At 31.9% G+C, this 13,740-nt stretch carries 37 protein-coding genes; 3 read left to right on the forward strand and 34 right to left on the reverse strand.

All coding sequences use genetic code 11. The annotated features are described in order from the left end of the window. The 23 genes from ACS8MM_RS11930 to ACS8MM_RS12040 form a co-directional block, all read right to left on the reverse strand. Nucleotides 1-99: class I lanthipeptide (locus tag ACS8MM_RS11930; RefSeq protein WP_379719010.1), on the reverse strand; the 99-nt coding region annotated here is incomplete at its 3' end. A 15-nt stretch (nucleotides 100-114) separates the two neighbouring features. Beyond that, nucleotides 115-306, reverse strand: a complete 192-nt coding sequence (locus ACS8MM_RS11935) for a class IIb bacteriocin, lactobin A/cerein 7B family (protein ID WP_379717198.1) — start codon at nucleotides 304-306, stop codon at nucleotides 115-117. A gap of 59 nt (nucleotides 307-365) precedes the next feature. Further along, nucleotides 366-557 carry a class IIb bacteriocin, lactobin A/cerein 7B family gene (locus tag ACS8MM_RS11940; RefSeq protein WP_379717198.1) on the reverse strand — a complete coding sequence of 64 codons (192 nt, stop codon included), beginning with the start codon at nucleotides 555-557 and terminating at the stop codon, nucleotides 366-368. Between the two features lie 164 nt (nucleotides 558-721). Beyond that, the gene (locus tag ACS8MM_RS11945) at nucleotides 722-901 is read right to left on the reverse strand and encodes a class IIb bacteriocin, lactobin A/cerein 7B family (protein WP_379717200.1); all 180 of its coding nucleotides are present in this window, start codon (nucleotides 899-901) and stop codon (nucleotides 722-724) included. Between the two features lie 177 nt (nucleotides 902-1,078). Then, nucleotides 1,079-1,282 carry a class I lanthipeptide gene (locus ACS8MM_RS11950; protein ID WP_379717202.1) on the reverse strand — a complete coding sequence of 68 codons (204 nt, stop codon included), beginning with the start codon at nucleotides 1,280-1,282 and terminating at the stop codon, nucleotides 1,079-1,081. 27 nt (nucleotides 1,283-1,309) lie between these two features. Then, a complete protein-coding gene (locus tag ACS8MM_RS11955) occupies nucleotides 1,310-1,456 on the reverse strand; it encodes a hypothetical protein (protein ID WP_379717204.1) in 147 nt (48 codons plus the stop codon). 1 nt (nucleotide 1,457) lies between these two features. Further along, nucleotides 1,458-1,637, reverse strand: coding sequence for a class I lanthipeptide (locus ACS8MM_RS11960; protein WP_379717206.1), 180 nt, complete (start codon nucleotides 1,635-1,637; stop codon nucleotides 1,458-1,460). A gap of 16 nt (nucleotides 1,638-1,653) precedes the next feature. Then, entirely contained in the window at nucleotides 1,654-1,830 is a 177-nt protein-coding gene (locus ACS8MM_RS11965) for a class I lanthipeptide (RefSeq protein ID WP_379717208.1), read from the reverse strand. A gap of 49 nt (nucleotides 1,831-1,879) precedes the next feature. Next, nucleotides 1,880-2,020 carry a class I lanthipeptide gene (locus ACS8MM_RS11970; RefSeq protein WP_379717210.1) on the reverse strand — a complete coding sequence of 47 codons (141 nt, stop codon included), beginning with the start codon at nucleotides 2,018-2,020 and terminating at the stop codon, nucleotides 1,880-1,882. Between the two features lie 362 nt (nucleotides 2,021-2,382). Next, nucleotides 2,383-2,562, reverse strand: coding sequence for a class I lanthipeptide (locus ACS8MM_RS11975; RefSeq protein WP_379717212.1), 180 nt, complete (start codon nucleotides 2,560-2,562; stop codon nucleotides 2,383-2,385). 15 nt (nucleotides 2,563-2,577) lie between these two features. Further along, nucleotides 2,578-2,757 carry a class I lanthipeptide gene (locus tag ACS8MM_RS11980; RefSeq protein ID WP_379717214.1) on the reverse strand — a complete coding sequence of 60 codons (180 nt, stop codon included), beginning with the start codon at nucleotides 2,755-2,757 and terminating at the stop codon, nucleotides 2,578-2,580. Between the two features lie 20 nt (nucleotides 2,758-2,777). Further along, nucleotides 2,778-2,954, reverse strand: a complete 177-nt coding sequence (locus ACS8MM_RS11985; RefSeq protein ID WP_379717216.1) for a class I lanthipeptide — start codon at nucleotides 2,952-2,954, stop codon at nucleotides 2,778-2,780. Between the two features lie 15 nt (nucleotides 2,955-2,969). Beyond that, the gene (locus ACS8MM_RS11990; protein ID WP_379717218.1) at nucleotides 2,970-3,143 is read right to left on the reverse strand and encodes a class I lanthipeptide; all 174 of its coding nucleotides are present in this window, start codon (nucleotides 3,141-3,143) and stop codon (nucleotides 2,970-2,972) included. A gap of 5 nt (nucleotides 3,144-3,148) precedes the next feature. Continuing rightward, entirely contained in the window at nucleotides 3,149-3,334 is a 186-nt protein-coding gene (locus ACS8MM_RS11995) for a class I lanthipeptide (RefSeq protein WP_379717220.1), read from the reverse strand. Between the two features lie 210 nt (nucleotides 3,335-3,544). Next, on the reverse strand, nucleotides 3,545-3,721 hold the full coding sequence (locus ACS8MM_RS12000) for a class I lanthipeptide (protein ID WP_379717222.1): 177 nt from the start codon (nucleotides 3,719-3,721) through the stop codon (nucleotides 3,545-3,547). A gap of 8 nt (nucleotides 3,722-3,729) precedes the next feature. Continuing rightward, nucleotides 3,730-3,903 (reverse strand): class I lanthipeptide, encoded by a 174-nt coding sequence (locus tag ACS8MM_RS12005; protein WP_379717224.1) that lies wholly within the window; start codon nucleotides 3,901-3,903, stop codon nucleotides 3,730-3,732. After that, the gene (locus tag ACS8MM_RS12010) at nucleotides 3,903-4,097 is read right to left on the reverse strand and encodes a class I lanthipeptide (protein WP_379717226.1); all 195 of its coding nucleotides are present in this window, start codon (nucleotides 4,095-4,097) and stop codon (nucleotides 3,903-3,905) included. The genes ACS8MM_RS12005 and ACS8MM_RS12010 overlap by 1 nt, the downstream gene beginning before the upstream one ends. 172 nt (nucleotides 4,098-4,269) lie before the next feature. Beyond that, complete coding sequence (locus ACS8MM_RS12015; protein ID WP_379717228.1) at nucleotides 4,270-4,437, reverse strand: class I lanthipeptide; 168 nt, start codon at nucleotides 4,435-4,437, stop codon at nucleotides 4,270-4,272. A gap of 4 nt (nucleotides 4,438-4,441) precedes the next feature. Then, complete coding sequence (locus ACS8MM_RS12020) at nucleotides 4,442-4,603, reverse strand: hypothetical protein (RefSeq protein ID WP_379717230.1); 162 nt, start codon at nucleotides 4,601-4,603, stop codon at nucleotides 4,442-4,444. A gap of 10 nt (nucleotides 4,604-4,613) precedes the next feature. Then, on the reverse strand, nucleotides 4,614-4,766 hold the full coding sequence (locus ACS8MM_RS12025) for a class I lanthipeptide (protein WP_379717232.1): 153 nt from the start codon (nucleotides 4,764-4,766) through the stop codon (nucleotides 4,614-4,616). A gap of 1 nt (nucleotide 4,767) precedes the next feature. Continuing rightward, nucleotides 4,768-4,932: a hypothetical protein gene (locus ACS8MM_RS12030; RefSeq protein ID WP_379717234.1), complete on the reverse strand. Its 165-nt coding sequence runs from the start codon at nucleotides 4,930-4,932 to the stop codon at nucleotides 4,768-4,770. A gap of 10 nt (nucleotides 4,933-4,942) precedes the next feature. Further along, nucleotides 4,943-5,134 (reverse strand): class I lanthipeptide, encoded by a 192-nt coding sequence (locus ACS8MM_RS12035; RefSeq protein WP_379717236.1) that lies wholly within the window; start codon nucleotides 5,132-5,134, stop codon nucleotides 4,943-4,945. A 640-nt stretch (nucleotides 5,135-5,774) separates the two neighbouring features. Then, entirely contained in the window at nucleotides 5,775-7,613 is a 1,839-nt protein-coding gene (locus ACS8MM_RS12040) for a helix-turn-helix domain-containing protein (RefSeq protein WP_379717238.1), read from the reverse strand. Between the two features lie 110 nt (nucleotides 7,614-7,723). Between ACS8MM_RS12040 and ACS8MM_RS12045 the strand changes: the two genes are divergently transcribed. Continuing rightward, complete coding sequence (locus ACS8MM_RS12045; protein WP_379717240.1) at nucleotides 7,724-7,903, forward strand: class I lanthipeptide; 180 nt, start codon at nucleotides 7,724-7,726, stop codon at nucleotides 7,901-7,903. Between the two features lie 88 nt (nucleotides 7,904-7,991). Here the strand turns inward: ACS8MM_RS12045 and ACS8MM_RS12050 are convergent, their stop codons facing one another. From ACS8MM_RS12050 to ACS8MM_RS12095, 10 genes are all read right to left on the reverse strand, one after another. Continuing rightward, nucleotides 7,992-8,168: a class I lanthipeptide gene (locus ACS8MM_RS12050; RefSeq protein ID WP_379717242.1), complete on the reverse strand. Its 177-nt coding sequence runs from the start codon at nucleotides 8,166-8,168 to the stop codon at nucleotides 7,992-7,994. A 7-nt stretch (nucleotides 8,169-8,175) separates the two neighbouring features. Further along, nucleotides 8,176-8,388 carry a class I lanthipeptide gene (locus tag ACS8MM_RS12055; protein ID WP_379717244.1) on the reverse strand — a complete coding sequence of 71 codons (213 nt, stop codon included), beginning with the start codon at nucleotides 8,386-8,388 and terminating at the stop codon, nucleotides 8,176-8,178. Between the two features lie 18 nt (nucleotides 8,389-8,406). Then, nucleotides 8,407-8,610, reverse strand: a complete 204-nt coding sequence (locus ACS8MM_RS12060) for a class I lanthipeptide (RefSeq protein ID WP_379717246.1) — start codon at nucleotides 8,608-8,610, stop codon at nucleotides 8,407-8,409. Between the two features lie 144 nt (nucleotides 8,611-8,754). After that, a complete protein-coding gene (locus ACS8MM_RS12065) occupies nucleotides 8,755-8,931 on the reverse strand; it encodes a hypothetical protein (RefSeq protein ID WP_379717248.1) in 177 nt (58 codons plus the stop codon). Between the two features lie 17 nt (nucleotides 8,932-8,948). After that, a complete protein-coding gene (locus ACS8MM_RS12070; RefSeq protein ID WP_379717250.1) occupies nucleotides 8,949-9,134 on the reverse strand; it encodes a class I lanthipeptide in 186 nt (61 codons plus the stop codon). 67 nt (nucleotides 9,135-9,201) lie between these two features. Continuing rightward, the gene (locus tag ACS8MM_RS12075; protein WP_379717252.1) at nucleotides 9,202-9,390 is read right to left on the reverse strand and encodes a class I lanthipeptide; all 189 of its coding nucleotides are present in this window, start codon (nucleotides 9,388-9,390) and stop codon (nucleotides 9,202-9,204) included. Nucleotides 9,391-9,466: 76 nt separating this feature from the next. Beyond that, entirely contained in the window at nucleotides 9,467-9,685 is a 219-nt protein-coding gene (locus tag ACS8MM_RS12080; protein ID WP_379717254.1) for a hypothetical protein, read from the reverse strand. Beyond that, nucleotides 9,666-9,869 carry a class I lanthipeptide gene (locus ACS8MM_RS12085; protein WP_379717256.1) on the reverse strand — a complete coding sequence of 68 codons (204 nt, stop codon included), beginning with the start codon at nucleotides 9,867-9,869 and terminating at the stop codon, nucleotides 9,666-9,668. The genes ACS8MM_RS12080 and ACS8MM_RS12085 overlap by 20 nt, the downstream gene beginning before the upstream one ends. A gap of 28 nt (nucleotides 9,870-9,897) precedes the next feature. Further along, the gene (locus ACS8MM_RS12090) at nucleotides 9,898-10,110 is read right to left on the reverse strand and encodes a class I lanthipeptide (RefSeq protein WP_379717258.1); all 213 of its coding nucleotides are present in this window, start codon (nucleotides 10,108-10,110) and stop codon (nucleotides 9,898-9,900) included. A gap of 557 nt (nucleotides 10,111-10,667) precedes the next feature. Next, nucleotides 10,668-12,479 (reverse strand): helix-turn-helix domain-containing protein, encoded by a 1,812-nt coding sequence (locus ACS8MM_RS12095; RefSeq protein ID WP_379717260.1) that lies wholly within the window; start codon nucleotides 12,477-12,479, stop codon nucleotides 10,668-10,670. 135 nt (nucleotides 12,480-12,614) lie between these two features. Here ACS8MM_RS12095 and ACS8MM_RS12100 point away from each other — a divergent pair, with 135 nt between their 5' ends. Both ACS8MM_RS12100 and ACS8MM_RS12105 read left to right on the forward strand, forming a co-directional pair. Beyond that, nucleotides 12,615-12,812, forward strand: coding sequence for a class I lanthipeptide (locus ACS8MM_RS12100; protein WP_379717262.1), 198 nt, complete (start codon nucleotides 12,615-12,617; stop codon nucleotides 12,810-12,812). 75 nt (nucleotides 12,813-12,887) lie between these two features. Then, entirely contained in the window at nucleotides 12,888-13,094 is a 207-nt protein-coding gene (locus tag ACS8MM_RS12105) for a class I lanthipeptide (RefSeq protein ID WP_379717264.1), read from the forward strand. Between the two features lie 70 nt (nucleotides 13,095-13,164). Here the strand turns inward: ACS8MM_RS12105 and ACS8MM_RS12110 are convergent, their stop codons facing one another. Next, on the reverse strand, nucleotides 13,165-13,713 hold the full coding sequence (locus ACS8MM_RS12110) for a hypothetical protein (RefSeq protein WP_379717266.1): 549 nt from the start codon (nucleotides 13,711-13,713) through the stop codon (nucleotides 13,165-13,167). Nucleotides 13,714-13,740: the final 27 nt, after the last annotated feature.

Here is a 13,740-nt window from a genome sequence, read left to right on the forward strand (position 1 = left end):
TGTACTTCCTCCGTTGATATCAACTAAAGATTGATCGTTTAACTCAGCAATAGCTGCCTTATTGAAAGACAATGCGATGTTTGAATTGTTGTTTTTCATGATATAGTTTATTAATTAGTCTACGAAATAAGCGATTGATGCTCCGATTAAAGCTCCAGCTCCAGCTATACACCAGTTTGAAGATGCTACAGCAGCTGCACATACTGGAGATGTTCCACCATCTACATCGTACATTTGTGCTTCGTTTAATTCAATTACTACAGCTTTGTTGAAAGCCAACTTGTTGTTTACATTTTGTTTTTTCATGATTATTTAAATTATTTAGTTTGAAAATTGATTTATGAACTACTGAAACTAGTCGATAGTTAGTCTACGAAATAAGCGATTGATGCTCCAATTAAAGCTCCAGCTCCAGCTATACACCAGTTTGAAGATGCTACAGCAGCTGCACATACTGGAGATGTTCCACCATCTACATCGTACATTTGTGCTTCGTTTAATTCAATTACTACAGCTTTGTTGAAAGCCAACTTGTTGTTTACATTTTGTTTTTTCATGATTACTTAAATTATTTAATTTGAGATTGATTTTTTTTACAAGTCTCTGTTTGCTCTAAATCGTTTTTTTTCTGATAGCTCTTTTTAATATCTCTAACTATCATGTAACTAGTGAGCATACTTAAAACAAAGACAAACGCACCGTTTTTCATTGATAATTTTGATTAGTCAACGAAATACGCAATTGCAGCTCCAATTGCAGCTCCTGCACCCGCTAAACACCAAGTAGAAGAAGTAGCTACTGGAGATGTTCCACCATCAACGTTATGCATTTGAGCATCATTTAATTCGATAACAGCAGCTTTGTTAAAAGCCAACTTGTTGTTTACATTTTGTTTTTTCATGTTGTAAATTGTTTATATTGCTTACTCTTTTTTAGGATTTTCAGCTTTCTCCATTATCTTTTTTTAGAGAAATTACAGTTGTGTATGCTTGTTCGAACGATTGTAAAATCATCAATTGGACTAAAGCAGTCTGTGCATAATCATTCATTAAGTTCAAACTGTATTTTTCAAGATTTTTTAGTATAATACTATCGTTTTAGTTACTTTGATTGTAACATCAAAACAAACACAACCTGTACAAGTTGGACCACCAAGGATAGTTGAACCATCTTCTGCCATGATTTCTGCACCACCATTAATACTTCTCAACATTGAGTCATTTAATTCTGTTACTGAAGCTTTGTTGAAAGCTAATTTTCCGTTTAAATTTTCTTTTTTCATTGTTATTTAATTTTAATTGTTTAATATTCAACTATTTATCAATAGAATAGTCAGCTGTATGGTCACATCATTCAATGCACTTCCGCTATTGATCTGCTGCATTAGAGAATCTTTCAAATCTGTAACAACTGTTTTCTTAAAAATCAGTTTACTAGCCGTATTCATTGTTTTCATTTTATTTCATTGCATCTTCCTGCATCATGTCAATAATTTTCATACTGATGATGACAAGGCTAATTGTTATACCTACAGTTTCAGTAGAACCACCGTGTACTTTTGACATGGAGGCGTCATTTAGCTCTACTACAGCTGCTTTATTAAAAGCCAATCTGTTCGTTGCGTTTTTCTTTTTCATGCTTCCTTGTTTTTAATTATCCTACAATTGGGCGAGTCATTTGTCTAACCGCATCTTTAATTGCATCACCAATAGCATCGATAAGATCGTCTATAGAAGCTCCTCCGTTAATTTCTGCCAACGTATTTTCATTCAATTCTGTAACAGCTGCCTTATTGAAAGCTAACTTGTTGTTTATCTTTTGAGTTTTCATGTTTTTTATTTGATTTTTTTGTTAGATGTATCACTTAGTGATGCAATGCTTAAAACATATCTTCAAGTATTATTATGCAATATCTAGAAGTAAATACCCCACCGTTAACTTCTGACATTTGGTCTTCGTTAAGCTCTAATACGTCAACTTTAGTAAAAGTCAACTTGTTGTTTACCTTTTGAGTTTTCATGTTTATTTTAGTTTAGTTTATTATTACCTTTATAATAATTCTAAGCAAATTGTCAATTGAAAGCTTTTGTTAAAACAATTGGCAGTTCCAATTGACTTTGCTAGCATTTTGAAATCTTTTTATTTTCAATTATTAGCCAATAATCAATTCTACCATCACTTATTAATGAAGAGGAATCCAAAATATCCATTGCTTCATTTTGTGCTATTTAACTCACTTTATTGACATAGTATTTTCGGAAAATCAAGACAATAGAAGTCCAGTGTCAAAACCAATTCGTTTCTGACATTCTCAATTACAAGTACATATGAATTAATAGATTGAGAGCGGCGATCCTACAAGCCGTGAAGTTTCCTTATAAACTATTTTGCTTGTTGCTCCTGAACATATTCTACAACTTTCATGGTCACCAAATAAATAGTGATTGCAATACTTACTGTTTCTGATGAACCACCATGAACGTTTGTCAACGAGGTGTCATTCAATTCTGTAATAGCCGCTTTATTAAAAGCCAACTTATTGTTTGCGTTTTGTCTTTTCATAGTTGTAAATGTGAATTAAAAAGCAACTTCGTAAATTGTAATCCTGATAGTAATCGGGTCACACATGCAACCTGAACAAGTTTCACCACCAACAATTGTAGATCCACCGTAGATTTCGATTAATGAATTTTCATTTAGTTCAATAACAGCTGCTTTATTGAAAGCCAATCTGTTGTTCATATTTTGCTTTTTCATGTTTTTCTCTAATTTTAAAGTTAGTTTACTATTGGTCTTGTCATTTGGCTGATTGCGTCTTTAATCGCATCTACAACTGCGTCACATACACATCCTGTAGAACTTCCTCCATTGATTGCATGTAATGATGTCTCGTTTAATTCTGCAACAGCCGCTTTATTGAAAGCCAACTTGTTGTTTAATGTTTGTTTTTTCATGTTTAATGCAAGTTTTTAATATTCTTTAAGGATTACATCACTACTTACAGTTAAAGTAAGTAAGGAAGTTGTACCAACCGTAAATGCTCCAGATGTACCGCCATTTACCTCGTGCATGTTCTTTTCATTCAATTCTATAACAGCCGCTTTATTGAAAGCCAACTTGTTGTTTGCATTTTGTTTTTTCATATAATTTAGAATTCAATTAGTGTATTTTGACGAGTTAGTTTAGTGGTTACGGAAAAGCAAACACATCCAGTACATGTTTCACCACCAACAATAGTAGATCCACCATTGATTGCGATTAATGAATTTTCATTCAGTTCGGTAACAGCCGCTTTATTGAAAGCCAACTTGTTGTTAACATTTAGTTTTTTCATTTAAATTCTTGATTTAGTGTTGTTATAAACTTTTAAATTTTTATGATTGGTAATCAAAATCAGACTCATAAAAGACTTCAACTGAAAAGCACAATGATAACTTTTCATTTTTCAGGCAATTTTATCCCTTTCTCTAATCTGAGATTTTAAAATCCAGACTACAGTTCATTGTGCTGTCATTTATCACAGCGAATCCTAAAAACGACCTGATTAGTTGATTGCCTGCGACATATCTATTGTTGCACTTGTGAATGCGCTTGTAGGTCCTACTACAGTTAAATAACTAGTCCCAGTACCACCATTCACATTAGCTAATGTTTGAGTGTCCAATTCTGCGACAACTGCTTTATTAAAAGCCAATTTGTCATAACTATTTTGTTTTTTCATAGTGTGCTTTATTGAGCCATCTGTTGTATCGTTCTTGTAATCCAAGTACATAAACATCCAGTCGAAGGCCAGTCGATTGAACCGTCTGCACCACCATTGATTCCATGAAGCTGGTCATCATTCAACTCTACAATTACTGTTTTGGCAAACTGTAACTTACTTGTATGGCTATCTTTTTTCATTATTGAATTTGATTAAAATAAATTTCGTCTCTAGTCCAGTTCCCATTACTACTTGAGATACAAAAAGTACAGCTTAGATCACTTGGCAAAGTATACACATAAGTTCCGCCGTTTACTTTTGTTAACTGATTTTCATTCAACTCAGATACTGCTGCTTTATTAAAAGCCAGCTTGTTTGCATTTTGCTTTTTCATGTTTTTAAAATTTGATTAATTGTAAATTATTAAATGAGTAATCTGAAGAAAATTACAGGCAATAGTTGCTCTGTACCAAGACTAATGTATAGTTGGCATGCCATTTACAAAATGCAAATGTTTCATGATTATTCAGATAAAGAATCTTTATCTGCCTGTAATTCTTCCAGAATTATTTTTGTTGTTCCTTGATATACTCCATAACTATAATCGATGCAACAACTACAGCTACACCTAAAGTTATTGATCCTCCATTTACATCGTTTAATGTAGTGTCATTCAGTTCAGCAACTGCTACTTTATTGAATGCTAATTTATTGCTAGCGTTAAACTTTTTCATACTTTTAATGGAATCTAATGATTGAAATTTTAGTCAAATTTTGAATTACCGTTGGCACTGGCATGTCTTCTGTACCTCCAATGATAGCCATTGATTCCAAATCATTTAATTCTGTTACCGAGGCTTTGTTGAAAGCCAAACTGTTGTTTTCTTTTGTTGTTTTCATGTTTAGTTTTTTAAGCGTTATCCAATTCTAATTGTTTCGTTGTGAAACAGCAGTACCCTGATGTTTCTAAAGTTCCACCATTAATTTTTAACATGTCACTTTCATTCAATTCAGAAAGTGTTGATTTGTTAAAATTCAGTGTGCTTTTACTGTTGTTTTTCATTTTAAAACCAATCTTTAGTTTGACATATAATTGAAATCGTACAAGTATCTACGATGGCATTTTGATCAGAAGTTCCCCCATTGATCGATACCATAGTGTTATCGTTTAATTCGACTACAATCGCTTTTAGAAAAGCCAATTCGTTAGTATTTGCAGTTTTTTTCATACTATTTAAATTAAAATTCGATTTGTGTGAAATTCCCATTGCTACTTGAGATACAGAATGTACAGCTAATGGACACTATCGTCATTGGACCTATAGTTGATGTGGTTGGTAATCCACCTCCAATAACGTTCATCTCAGATTGGTTCAATTCGGTCACATCAGCCTTGTTGAAAGCCAATTTTTTTGCATTTTGCTTTTTCATAGTTTATGTATTAATAGTTATCAAATTATTCGCATACCATGATGACCCACTCATCTAGAGTAAGCACAAGCAATTCCTAAATCAAGCTAAAGCAGGATTAAAACTTATAGGTTAGAATTTATTTCCAGAGTACAATCCATTTAAAAAAGGATTGGAATCGATTTAAAAGGCTCTTTTGCGGATATTGCAAATCCTTTTCATTGATTTTGAAAATTGAATTCGAACTTAATTTGTTTTTTTTGTAATTGCTCATTCTCTGTAATTCGACCTAATAAGCAATGCTAGTGTAGACATTTTTAGAATAGTACTATTTTCAAAATAAAAAATATATACTATATTTGTAGAATGTAAATTCTAGCAACACCTTGTTAGGTTTATATTTTGTTAAATTTTCTTATAAAACAGAGTCTTCCACACTCTGTTTTATTTTTTCTGTTTTATTTTTTTGACTTTAGGTGGCTACTTTAATTTTCACCACCATAAAAAGTCCAAAGCAGAAATAATCAGATTTCTTTCATATTTCTTCGACAAAGTAAACAGGTTAATTTTGAATAAAAAAACGAACACGCCCCATATTTATAAAATATCGGGCGTGTTTTTCAATTTTAATTAACTGATTTAAAGATAATTACAATTTAATCTACTTTATTTCATTAATTTTTTTAATATATACTGAAGGACTAATTCCAGTGGCTGCTTTGAAGTATTTTGTAAATGATTCTGGACTTTTGTATCCAATTTCTTCTGCGATTGCATTGATAGAATATGACCTTAATTTGGTATTATTCTTCAATTCTAAAATAATATAATTGATACGTAGTTCATTGGCGTAAGTACTAAAACTCTTTCCAAGCTCCGAATTGATTATTTTTGATAAGTATGCGGTATTAGTCTTTAGCTTTTTAGCAACATTATGCAAAGTAAAATCTTGTCGCAAGAATTGTCTTTTCTCTTCCAATTTTACCAACTTTTCTAAAATATCAGCAACCGTTTCGTCTTTTATATTGAATCCTGATCCATTATTTTGACTATCTACTTCTTCCTTATACAATTCTTCTTCTGAGGTTTCATAAGCCTCTGAAATTTCTTCTACCTCATCAAATTCCTCAATTTCCTCAATTTCCTCAATTTCTAATTCCTCTTTTGGGTTATCCTCAAAGCCATCTTCAACTGCCTTTAATGAACTTATTATGGGTTCATTCCCAATTGAAGATTGCACTTTTCTAGTCTCGTCTTCATAATTTCTGATCTTGAACAACAACTCATCAAATTTCAATTGATTTTGTTTTTCGATTCCTTTCTTATTCATATAAACAATCAGAATCACAGCAAATAAAAACAATACAACCAAAAACAAACCCCATTTTTGATTAATTAAAGAAGCTTCCCTGTTTTGGAGTTCTGAAATATCAATCTTATGAAGGTGGTCAATAGTGTCAATTTTTTTCTGCCCAATCTTTTTTGACTTATCGATAAACAACTGGAAATAATAATTGGACTGTTCAGTATCTCCCAAAAGTTTATAGTTCTCGGCCGATAAGTAATATATTTCAGAAAGGTATTCGATAGGCATTATACCCGTATCCTTGGATTTGATCATATTCAATAAAGTCGAAATTGCTTTATTGTACTCTTTTTTCAGTGTATATATTTTAGAAACATCAATTTGAATAGGAGCAATTACATTAATGTTTTTTGTGATATAAGCCATTTGTGAGGCTTTTTGCATCGCTTTTTCTGCCTCATTAAGCTTACCCTTATCTATAAAATAAAGTCCTAACTGTTTTAAAAAATGAATTTCATGTTCCTTAAGATTATTTCTTCTACACAACTCTAAACTTTTATTGATATACACAAAAGCAGAATCAGGTTGTTTTAATTTAATATACGATTTAACCAATCCCAACTTAACATCGAGCATTCGCATCTCATTAAGATTTTTATCGTCTAAGTTCTTTTTGTAAATATCCAGTGCTTCATGGTATTTTTCCAATTCAAACAAAATACTAGCCTTCTTTATCAGAATGTAATTGTACGTCTTATCATCGTTAGTTTCCTGACAAATTGCCAATACATCATTGTAAATATTCAGTGCTCCTTCGAAATCAAACTGATTGAATAAATAATTCCCTTTATTCACTTTTACCACCAACTCAAAATCTTTGTCATTGGGAGCAACTTGGGCTGCTTTATCGAAAAAATAAAAAACACTGTCTTTTTCACTTAACGCACCACATAAATCGGCAAGTGTACAATAAGCGAAGACAATTTCTTTAGTTTGTCCACTACTTTTTAAAGAAGTTAATAGTTTATGAGCGTATTTTTTTGCTTTTTGAGGGTTTTCATATAAATATTTTTGGATTGAATCATTGATTCTATCACTTTTTTGTGAATAAATCGACGCATTTGAGAGAATGAAAAAAACAAGTCCAAAAAGGCATGTTTTTCCATTTAATTCGACTAATCTTCTGAAAATCATTTATTTAAAAAAATTAAAATTATCCATTTTTTATAAATTTAAGGCGTGTACATTTTTTTGGCTAAGTTTTTTCAAATAGATTTGGGTATCAAATTAAAAAGCCAAAGATTATGAAAAAAATTAGATTTCAAAAATTAGATTTCAAAAAGACTAACATTGTTGAGTTAAATTCTGAAGAAGCAAGCAAAATTTACGGAGGAACAGCTTGTGGAATTGATACAGATCCTAGAAGTATCTTCACTGGTAAATTTTGCCTAAATGTACAGGCTGATATACAAATAAGTCTTTAATTAATTATTTATTACTAGAAAAAGCCAGACTGGGGAGTCTGGCTTTTTTTATTGTCATACTTCAAAAAATAAGAGAATTCAAATTCTATTATTTAATTATTGGACGTGAAAAATCTTTTGTAAGTTCAGCAATTGCATCAGCGACTGCCTCACAAACACAACCAGTAGAACTTCCGCCCTGTATACTATACAGTTGATCGTCGTTTAATTCTAAAACTACAGCTTTCTTAAAAGCTAGTTCGCCTGTTATATTTTGCTTTTTCACAAGTTAATTATTTAGTAGCCATTGCATCTGCCGCTCCTTCTAAAAGACCGAATTCAAAAGCCATAGTCACCGCTAAACTACCTACACTCAAAGCTGACGCAGCTATCAAACATACATGAGTCGTAGTTCCTCCTCCATTAACTTCTACTAAATTCTTATCATTCAATTCAACTAGAGTAGATTTATTGAATGCTAACTGATTTAAATTTTTGTTTTTCATTTTTTGTCGTTTTTTAGTTTATCTAATTTTTGTTGTTATTGCGTAGCTAACTGCGTATCCTGCCTCGTTGGCCTGATCCATTAATTTGGTAACTACATTACTTACTGCGTCTACTGCATCCGTTAATTCACCACCATAAACCCCAATCATTCTAGTGTCATTCAATTCAACAATGGCTAGCTTATCAAAAGCCAACTTGTTCTTTACATTTTGTTTTTTCATTTTTCTTAGTTTTTTATTTTCCCCTTACTCTTTAAAGGATTTTCAGGATCCTCCTTTTCTGCACTTTGTATTTAAATCATTTTGACATAGGTATAATTCCGTTCACCGGTAGCATACGTCATAGTCCGAATTGACTGCTATAGGCTAAAAAGCTACCTTAGTTCTCATGGCCTCCAACAAAGGATCGCAACAACATCCGGAACAGTCAATTCCTCCATTGATGGTTGATCCTCCGTTGATTTCTAACAATAATGCTTCGTTTAATTCGGTCACAGCAGCTTTAGTAAATGCTAAAACAATTGCTCCATTTTTCTTTTTCATACTATTCTGATTAATAATTAATTTGCGTTACTTTCATCTCCAATTAACCCAGAAGTAACTATTGCTGGAGTCATCTGGCTTACAGCCTGAGGGAAACAAATCGGAGATGAACCTCCTTGAACATTTTTCAATTCATTGCTATTCAATTCTGCAACCGACTTTTTCTCAAAAGTCAATTGGTTGTTTACAATTTGTTTTTTCATGTAATTATGATTTTATTTATTAATGTTTGTTTGATTACTTCCGAAATGATTTTTCCGGCATGAATCATCAAGGCAAAAGGTTTTTAATTCCTTCTTTTATTGAATTATAAGCTCCTTTCACTCCCTCAACAATATGAGCTTCAAGGGTCAAACCCGTCACGGTACCTCCAATAACCTGATTGAGAGACTCATTACACAACTCTGTAACAGATGCTTTTTTAAAAGCCAACTTATTGTTTACAATTTGTTTTTTCATGTTATTATGATTTTATTTTCCTGTTTTTTTAATGTTTCTCTGATTCCTTCCGAAATGATTTATCCGGCATAGATCATCAAGGTAAAAGATTTTTAATTCCTTCTTTTACGTCATTATAAATTTCTTTCACTCCGTTAATAATTTGATTTTCAACGGGCGAAATCGTCCTACTTCCTCCTACAACCTGATTTAAAGAATTAGTACACAACTCTATAACAGAAGATTTCTTAAATGCCAACTGATTGTTTACATTTTGTTTTTTCATACTACTTGAATTACGGTTGATAGATTTCATAATAATCCCCTATTGTACCAGGTCCGTTACTACTGGCAACACAAAAAGTACATCCCAAAGGATTCGTTTGAAATTGATTCTGATAATACCCTGTTCCCCCTTGGATTTTGTTCAATTCATCAATGTTTAATTCGGCCACGGCTTTTTTCGCAAAAGCCAACTTGTTTGCATTTTCTTTTTTCATGTTTATAAAATTTAGATTAGTTACTTAATTAAGGCATTTGCAATGTCTGTGCGAAATTAACAGCCGCTGATACTACCGCAGCATTTGTACCCGCTGGCAAGTTTTGCACAAAGGACACCACTGCAGATTGAATGGCATCTCCTAAATCTGCTCCATGAATTGACATCAATTGATTGTCATTCAATTCGATGATGGAAGTTTTTTCAAAAAGCAATTTGTTGTTTTCTGATTGTTTTTTCATTGTTTCTTATTTTTTTGAATTTTCCCTACTCTTTACTAGGATTTTCGGGTACTTCCTTAAAAGAAGGAATCAACGGAAACAATTGTTTGAAAAAGATTGCGTTAAAAGATTTTTTGTAGCGCCTCTTTCAGTCTGAAAATAAAAAGCTTAAATCCTGCGTGCTTCTGACCTCGTTTCATCGGATCATTCAATTCAAAAATCGAGTTGCGGTTTAATCTTTTGTCTTTTTTCAGATACATTGTTTGCAATTAAATCGTTCTTTTTAACAAACAAATAATAGCAAGAAGTACTACAAAGTGGAAAACTAGAACTATAGAAATGTTCCCTTTATTATAATTCCTAACCTTTACTTGTTTAGTTTGCATTTTGTTACAATTTCTTCTAAAACAGCATCTTACACGACTGTTTTAATTCAACGAAAATAGAACGGCGCCTTGTTCATTTTCGTTGAGCCAAAGTAAAAGAGGTTTTCGGAAGGAAAAAAATGAGAAACACACCTTTTTATAAAAAAAGGCGTTCAAAAAACAAAGCAACAATCACATTTACAACAAGTTATGCTATTTGTTGTTTTCTAGGTGCTGATTGATCTTTTTAATATAAATAGTAGGTGTTATTCCAGTAGCTTCCTTAAAATAACGGGTAAATGCATCTGGCCTTTTATAACCAATTTCCACTGCAATGGCGTTTACGGAATAAGATCGAAGTCTCGCATTGTTTTTTAATTCAACAATAATATAATTGATGCGAAGTTCATTAATATAGGTACTGAAACTCTTGCCCAGCTCGTTATTCACAATTTTAGACAAGTAAGCCGTGTTGGTTTTTAATTTTTTGGCTACAGTATGCAGTGTACATTCCTGCTTTAAGAAGTATTTTTTTTCTTCCAAACGAACTAAACCGTCAAGTATTTGATTTACTTTTTCATCTTTTATGATGAATCCGGTAGCGCCTGAAGCAAGCATTTCCTCATCGTAGCTTTCCGGTTCCGAATCCATTTCTTCGATACTCTCCTCCTCCATTTCACCTTCAAAAGTTGCTTCGAAAGAAACCTCTTCTTCTGTAGTTTCTTCAATATCGGCGATATGATTTCTTGCAATATGCAGTTCTTCTTCAATTGGCGTTTCCTTCTCTACATTCACTCCTGCTTCAAACTCATTGATTCGACGCATTAGATGATCGAATTTTTCCTGATTTTCCTGTTCTTTCTTTTTCTTTCTGAAATACAAAACAACAAGCAAAAGGCTTAAAACACTCAGTGCAATGGTTAATCCCCATTTTTGATAACTAAGGGCTTTCTTTTCATTTTCTATTTCTGATACGTTAATATTATGCAGATAATCAATCGTTTCAATTTTCTTTTGGCCAATTTTTTTGGAATCATCTACATACTTTTCAAAATAATAGGCAGCTCTTTCAGAATTACCCAAAACCTTATAGTTTTCAGCAAGAATATTGTCAATTTGTATACTATTTTCAATACTAAACGGAACATTCTCTTTATTAACAAGCAATTCCTCCATTAAGTTTACGGCTTCTTTTGATCGATTTTGTAACGTATATAGTTTGGCCCTACTAATACGTATCATTCTCAAATACCCAACAACACCATACTCTTCGGCAATTAAATACGCCTTATTCAACTCATTTTCAGCTTCTTTATATCGTTTCGAATAAATAAAAGCAGTAGCCAACTGATCTCTAAAGAAAATTTCATATTCAACATATTTAAATTTTTTAGAAACCGCTAACCCTTTGTTAATGTAAACTAGTGATGAATCGGGTTTATTGAGTTTAAGAAAAGCCTTTGAAAGACTTAATTGTATTCCCAAACGTGAAAGTCTGTCGAAATTTTGTTTTTGTAATCCTGCCTTGAATATACTTAAAGCTTCGTCATACTTCTCTATTTCAAAATAGACGTTTCCTCTTTGAATAACAATAAAATCATAGGCATAAGAATCATTGTTTTTTTTTGCCAAACTCAAACATTCATCATACAATTCTAACGCACTGTCAAAATCATTTTGATTAAATAAATAGCCTGCTTTATTAATTTTAAATTTAAGCTCAAGATCAGAATCATTGTTTTCAACTGCTTTTTGAATTGCTTTTTCATAAAAATAAAAAACACTATCAATCTGTGATTCAGCACCCGACAAATCAGCTAAATAAAAATAAGCCAGTCCTTGCTCTTTAAGGTTTTTTGTTTTCTTACTCTTGGCCAATAGTCGATAACTGAGTTTCTTTGCTTTCTTAGTATCATTGAAAAGTGTCTTTTTAATGGAGTCAATTAATGTTTTATTACTAGCTGATTGTGCTAGTAACGGAACCGATAGATATAGAAAGACAAGTATAAAAAAAAGGTTTTTCATTTTTAACATCTAACAACTTCAAAACCAAGAAAATAACTCATTAAAACAACCCCTTTTTTTATAAAAAAGTGTGTAGCTATTTACTTAACTTCAAATTTTTAAAATACATTTGGCAGCAAATAAAGACCAAATATTATGAAAAAAATCAAAAAAGAAAAATTGAGTCTACAAAAGGCAACAGTAACCGAACTAAATTATTCTCAATTGATTCGAATTAAAGGAGGAGATGATGGTGAACCTTTTACTACAAACTGTACTACTGACGACAACAACACAAACAACCCTAGAAATACATACACACTTTGTTCTGCGATTAAAACAGCAACAAAATAAACTGTAAAAAGACCGCAATACCTAATACCTATTTTCAACATCATTATTTTTTAACTTTATAAAAAAGCTATTATTATGAAAAAAATCAGAAATGAAAAATTAAGCTTGCAAAAGACTTCAATTGTCGAATTAAACAGCTTACAAATGCATACGATTTATGGAGGTACTAATTACAACACTGGTAATGACCCTATAACAGTTGATAATGAAACAGAATTATTTACGAGTAATCCAAGAAATACTTTTACCACTTGTTCTTCCGTAAAAACGACATCTAAATAAAATCAATTCAAACTAAGCAAATAAAAAAAGGAGAGCAATTGCTCTCCTTTTTTTGATATATACTTATGTCTTAAAAAACTACTCTTACAAAAGGCATCCAGGCATCCGAATAAATCCTATCGTCATCATCGTGCAATACATTGTATCGAATCCCAATGGTGAAATTAGTATTACGATAACCCGCTCCTACAAAAAGTGCCGTATTCCAAAAATTGTCGTTTATTGTTCCGGAAGTCGTATCATATTCTGCATTCACTCTTAATTGCTCCAATTCAGTTGAAACTTGTAAAAACTCTACAGGATTCACGATAGCACCCAAACTCCCTCCATAAATCCAAGAATTATAATTAAAGTCCTTATTTTTAACATAGCTACCGTTCAAACCCGCTCCTAAAGTCCAAATATCATTCACATTATAATACATCATTGGAGATAACGTAATGTTAGTGTAACGATTCCCAAGCCCCAATCCAACACCTCCTCCAAACTGCACTCTTTCCCAAAAGGCACTCTTACTCTTCGGAATGCTATCATTCTGAGCGGAAGAAATTACACTATTGAAAAATATTCCCAAAATAAAAATCAATTTAACAAAGTTTCCACCAATTTTTAACATCATTTTAAATATTTAAAAATTAAAGAGATA

Origin of the sequence: Flavobacterium sp. MAHUQ-57 (genome assembly GCF_051908335.1) — a bacterium.
In the GTDB taxonomy this organism is placed as follows: domain Bacteria; phylum Bacteroidota; class Bacteroidia; order Flavobacteriales; family Flavobacteriaceae; genus Flavobacterium.

Bases quoted from the DNA above. Each gene is read 5' to 3' on its own strand.
- ACS8MM_RS11935 (WP_379717198.1), bottom strand. From the start codon at position 306: ATGAAAAAACAAAATGTAAACAACAAGTTGGCTTTCAACAAAGCTGTA.
- ACS8MM_RS11940 (WP_379717198.1), bottom strand. From the start codon at position 557: ATGAAAAAACAAAATGTAAACAACAAGTTGGCTTTCAACAAAGCTGTA.
- ACS8MM_RS11945 (WP_379717200.1), bottom strand. From the start codon at position 901: ATGAAAAAACAAAATGTAAACAACAAGTTGGCTTTTAACAAAGCTGCT.
- ACS8MM_RS11950 (WP_379717202.1), bottom strand. From the start codon at position 1,282: ATGAAAAAAGAAAATTTAAACGGAAAATTAGCTTTCAACAAAGCTTCA.
- ACS8MM_RS11955 (WP_379717204.1), bottom strand. From the start codon at position 1,456: ATGAAAACAATGAATACGGCTAGTAAACTGATTTTTAAGAAAACAGTT.
- ACS8MM_RS11960 (WP_379717206.1), bottom strand. From the start codon at position 1,637: ATGAAAAAGAAAAACGCAACGAACAGATTGGCTTTTAATAAAGCAGCT.
- ACS8MM_RS11965 (WP_379717208.1), bottom strand. From the start codon at position 1,830: ATGAAAACTCAAAAGATAAACAACAAGTTAGCTTTCAATAAGGCAGCT.
- ACS8MM_RS11970 (WP_379717210.1), bottom strand. From the start codon at position 2,020: ATGAAAACTCAAAAGGTAAACAACAAGTTGACTTTTACTAAAGTTGAC.
- ACS8MM_RS11975 (WP_379717212.1), bottom strand. From the start codon at position 2,562: ATGAAAAGACAAAACGCAAACAATAAGTTGGCTTTTAATAAAGCGGCT.
- ACS8MM_RS11980 (WP_379717214.1), bottom strand. From the start codon at position 2,757: ATGAAAAAGCAAAATATGAACAACAGATTGGCTTTCAATAAAGCAGCT.
- ACS8MM_RS11985 (WP_379717216.1), bottom strand. From the start codon at position 2,954: ATGAAAAAACAAACATTAAACAACAAGTTGGCTTTCAATAAAGCGGCT.
- ACS8MM_RS11990 (WP_379717218.1), bottom strand. From the start codon at position 3,143: ATGAAAAAACAAAATGCAAACAACAAGTTGGCTTTCAATAAAGCGGCT.
- ACS8MM_RS11995 (WP_379717220.1), bottom strand. From the start codon at position 3,334: ATGAAAAAACTAAATGTTAACAACAAGTTGGCTTTCAATAAAGCGGCT.
- ACS8MM_RS12000 (WP_379717222.1), bottom strand. From the start codon at position 3,721: ATGAAAAAACAAAATAGTTATGACAAATTGGCTTTTAATAAAGCAGTT.
- ACS8MM_RS12005 (WP_379717224.1), bottom strand. From the start codon at position 3,903: ATGAAAAAAGATAGCCATACAAGTAAGTTACAGTTTGCCAAAACAGTA.
- ACS8MM_RS12010 (WP_379717226.1), bottom strand. From the start codon at position 4,097: ATGAAAAAGCAAAATGCAAACAAGCTGGCTTTTAATAAAGCAGCAGTA.
- ACS8MM_RS12015 (WP_379717228.1), bottom strand. From the start codon at position 4,437: ATGAAAAAGTTTAACGCTAGCAATAAATTAGCATTCAATAAAGTAGCA.
- ACS8MM_RS12020 (WP_379717230.1), bottom strand. From the start codon at position 4,603: ATGAAAACAACAAAAGAAAACAACAGTTTGGCTTTCAACAAAGCCTCG.
- ACS8MM_RS12025 (WP_379717232.1), bottom strand. From the start codon at position 4,766: ATGAAAAACAACAGTAAAAGCACACTGAATTTTAACAAATCAACACTT.
- ACS8MM_RS12030 (WP_379717234.1), bottom strand. From the start codon at position 4,932: ATGAAAAAAACTGCAAATACTAACGAATTGGCTTTTCTAAAAGCGATT.
- ACS8MM_RS12035 (WP_379717236.1), bottom strand. From the start codon at position 5,134: ATGAAAAAGCAAAATGCAAAAAAATTGGCTTTCAACAAGGCTGATGTG.
- ACS8MM_RS12040 (WP_379717238.1), bottom strand. From the start codon at position 7,613: ATGATTTTCAGAAGATTAGTCGAATTAAATGGAAAAACATGCCTTTTT.
- ACS8MM_RS12045 (WP_379717240.1), top strand. From the start codon at position 7,724: ATGAAAAAAATTAGATTTCAAAAATTAGATTTCAAAAAGACTAACATT.
- ACS8MM_RS12055 (WP_379717244.1), bottom strand. From the start codon at position 8,388: ATGAAAAACAAAAATTTAAATCAGTTAGCATTCAATAAATCTACTCTA.
- ACS8MM_RS12060 (WP_379717246.1), bottom strand. From the start codon at position 8,610: ATGAAAAAACAAAATGTAAAGAACAAGTTGGCTTTTGATAAGCTAGCC.
- ACS8MM_RS12065 (WP_379717248.1), bottom strand. From the start codon at position 8,931: ATGAAAAAGAAAAATGGAGCAATTGTTTTAGCATTTACTAAAGCTGCT.
- ACS8MM_RS12070 (WP_379717250.1), bottom strand. From the start codon at position 9,134: ATGAAAAAACAAATTGTAAACAACCAATTGACTTTTGAGAAAAAGTCG.
- ACS8MM_RS12075 (WP_379717252.1), bottom strand. From the start codon at position 9,390: ATGAAAAAACAAATTGTAAACAATAAGTTGGCTTTTAAAAAAGCATCT.
- ACS8MM_RS12080 (WP_379717254.1), bottom strand. From the start codon at position 9,685: ATGAAATCTATCAACCGTAATTCAAGTAGTATGAAAAAACAAAATGTA.
- ACS8MM_RS12085 (WP_379717256.1), bottom strand. From the start codon at position 9,869: ATGAAAAAAGAAAATGCAAACAAGTTGGCTTTTGCGAAAAAAGCCGTG.
- ACS8MM_RS12090 (WP_379717258.1), bottom strand. From the start codon at position 10,110: ATGAAAAAACAATCAGAAAACAACAAATTGCTTTTTGAAAAAACTTCC.
- ACS8MM_RS12095 (WP_379717260.1), bottom strand. From the start codon at position 12,479: ATGAAAAACCTTTTTTTTATACTTGTCTTTCTATATCTATCGGTTCCG.
- ACS8MM_RS12100 (WP_379717262.1), top strand. From the start codon at position 12,615: ATGAAAAAAATCAAAAAAGAAAAATTGAGTCTACAAAAGGCAACAGTA.
- ACS8MM_RS12105 (WP_379717264.1), top strand. From the start codon at position 12,888: ATGAAAAAAATCAGAAATGAAAAATTAAGCTTGCAAAAGACTTCAATT.
- ACS8MM_RS12110 (WP_379717266.1), bottom strand. From the start codon at position 13,713: ATGATGTTAAAAATTGGTGGAAACTTTGTTAAATTGATTTTTATTTTG.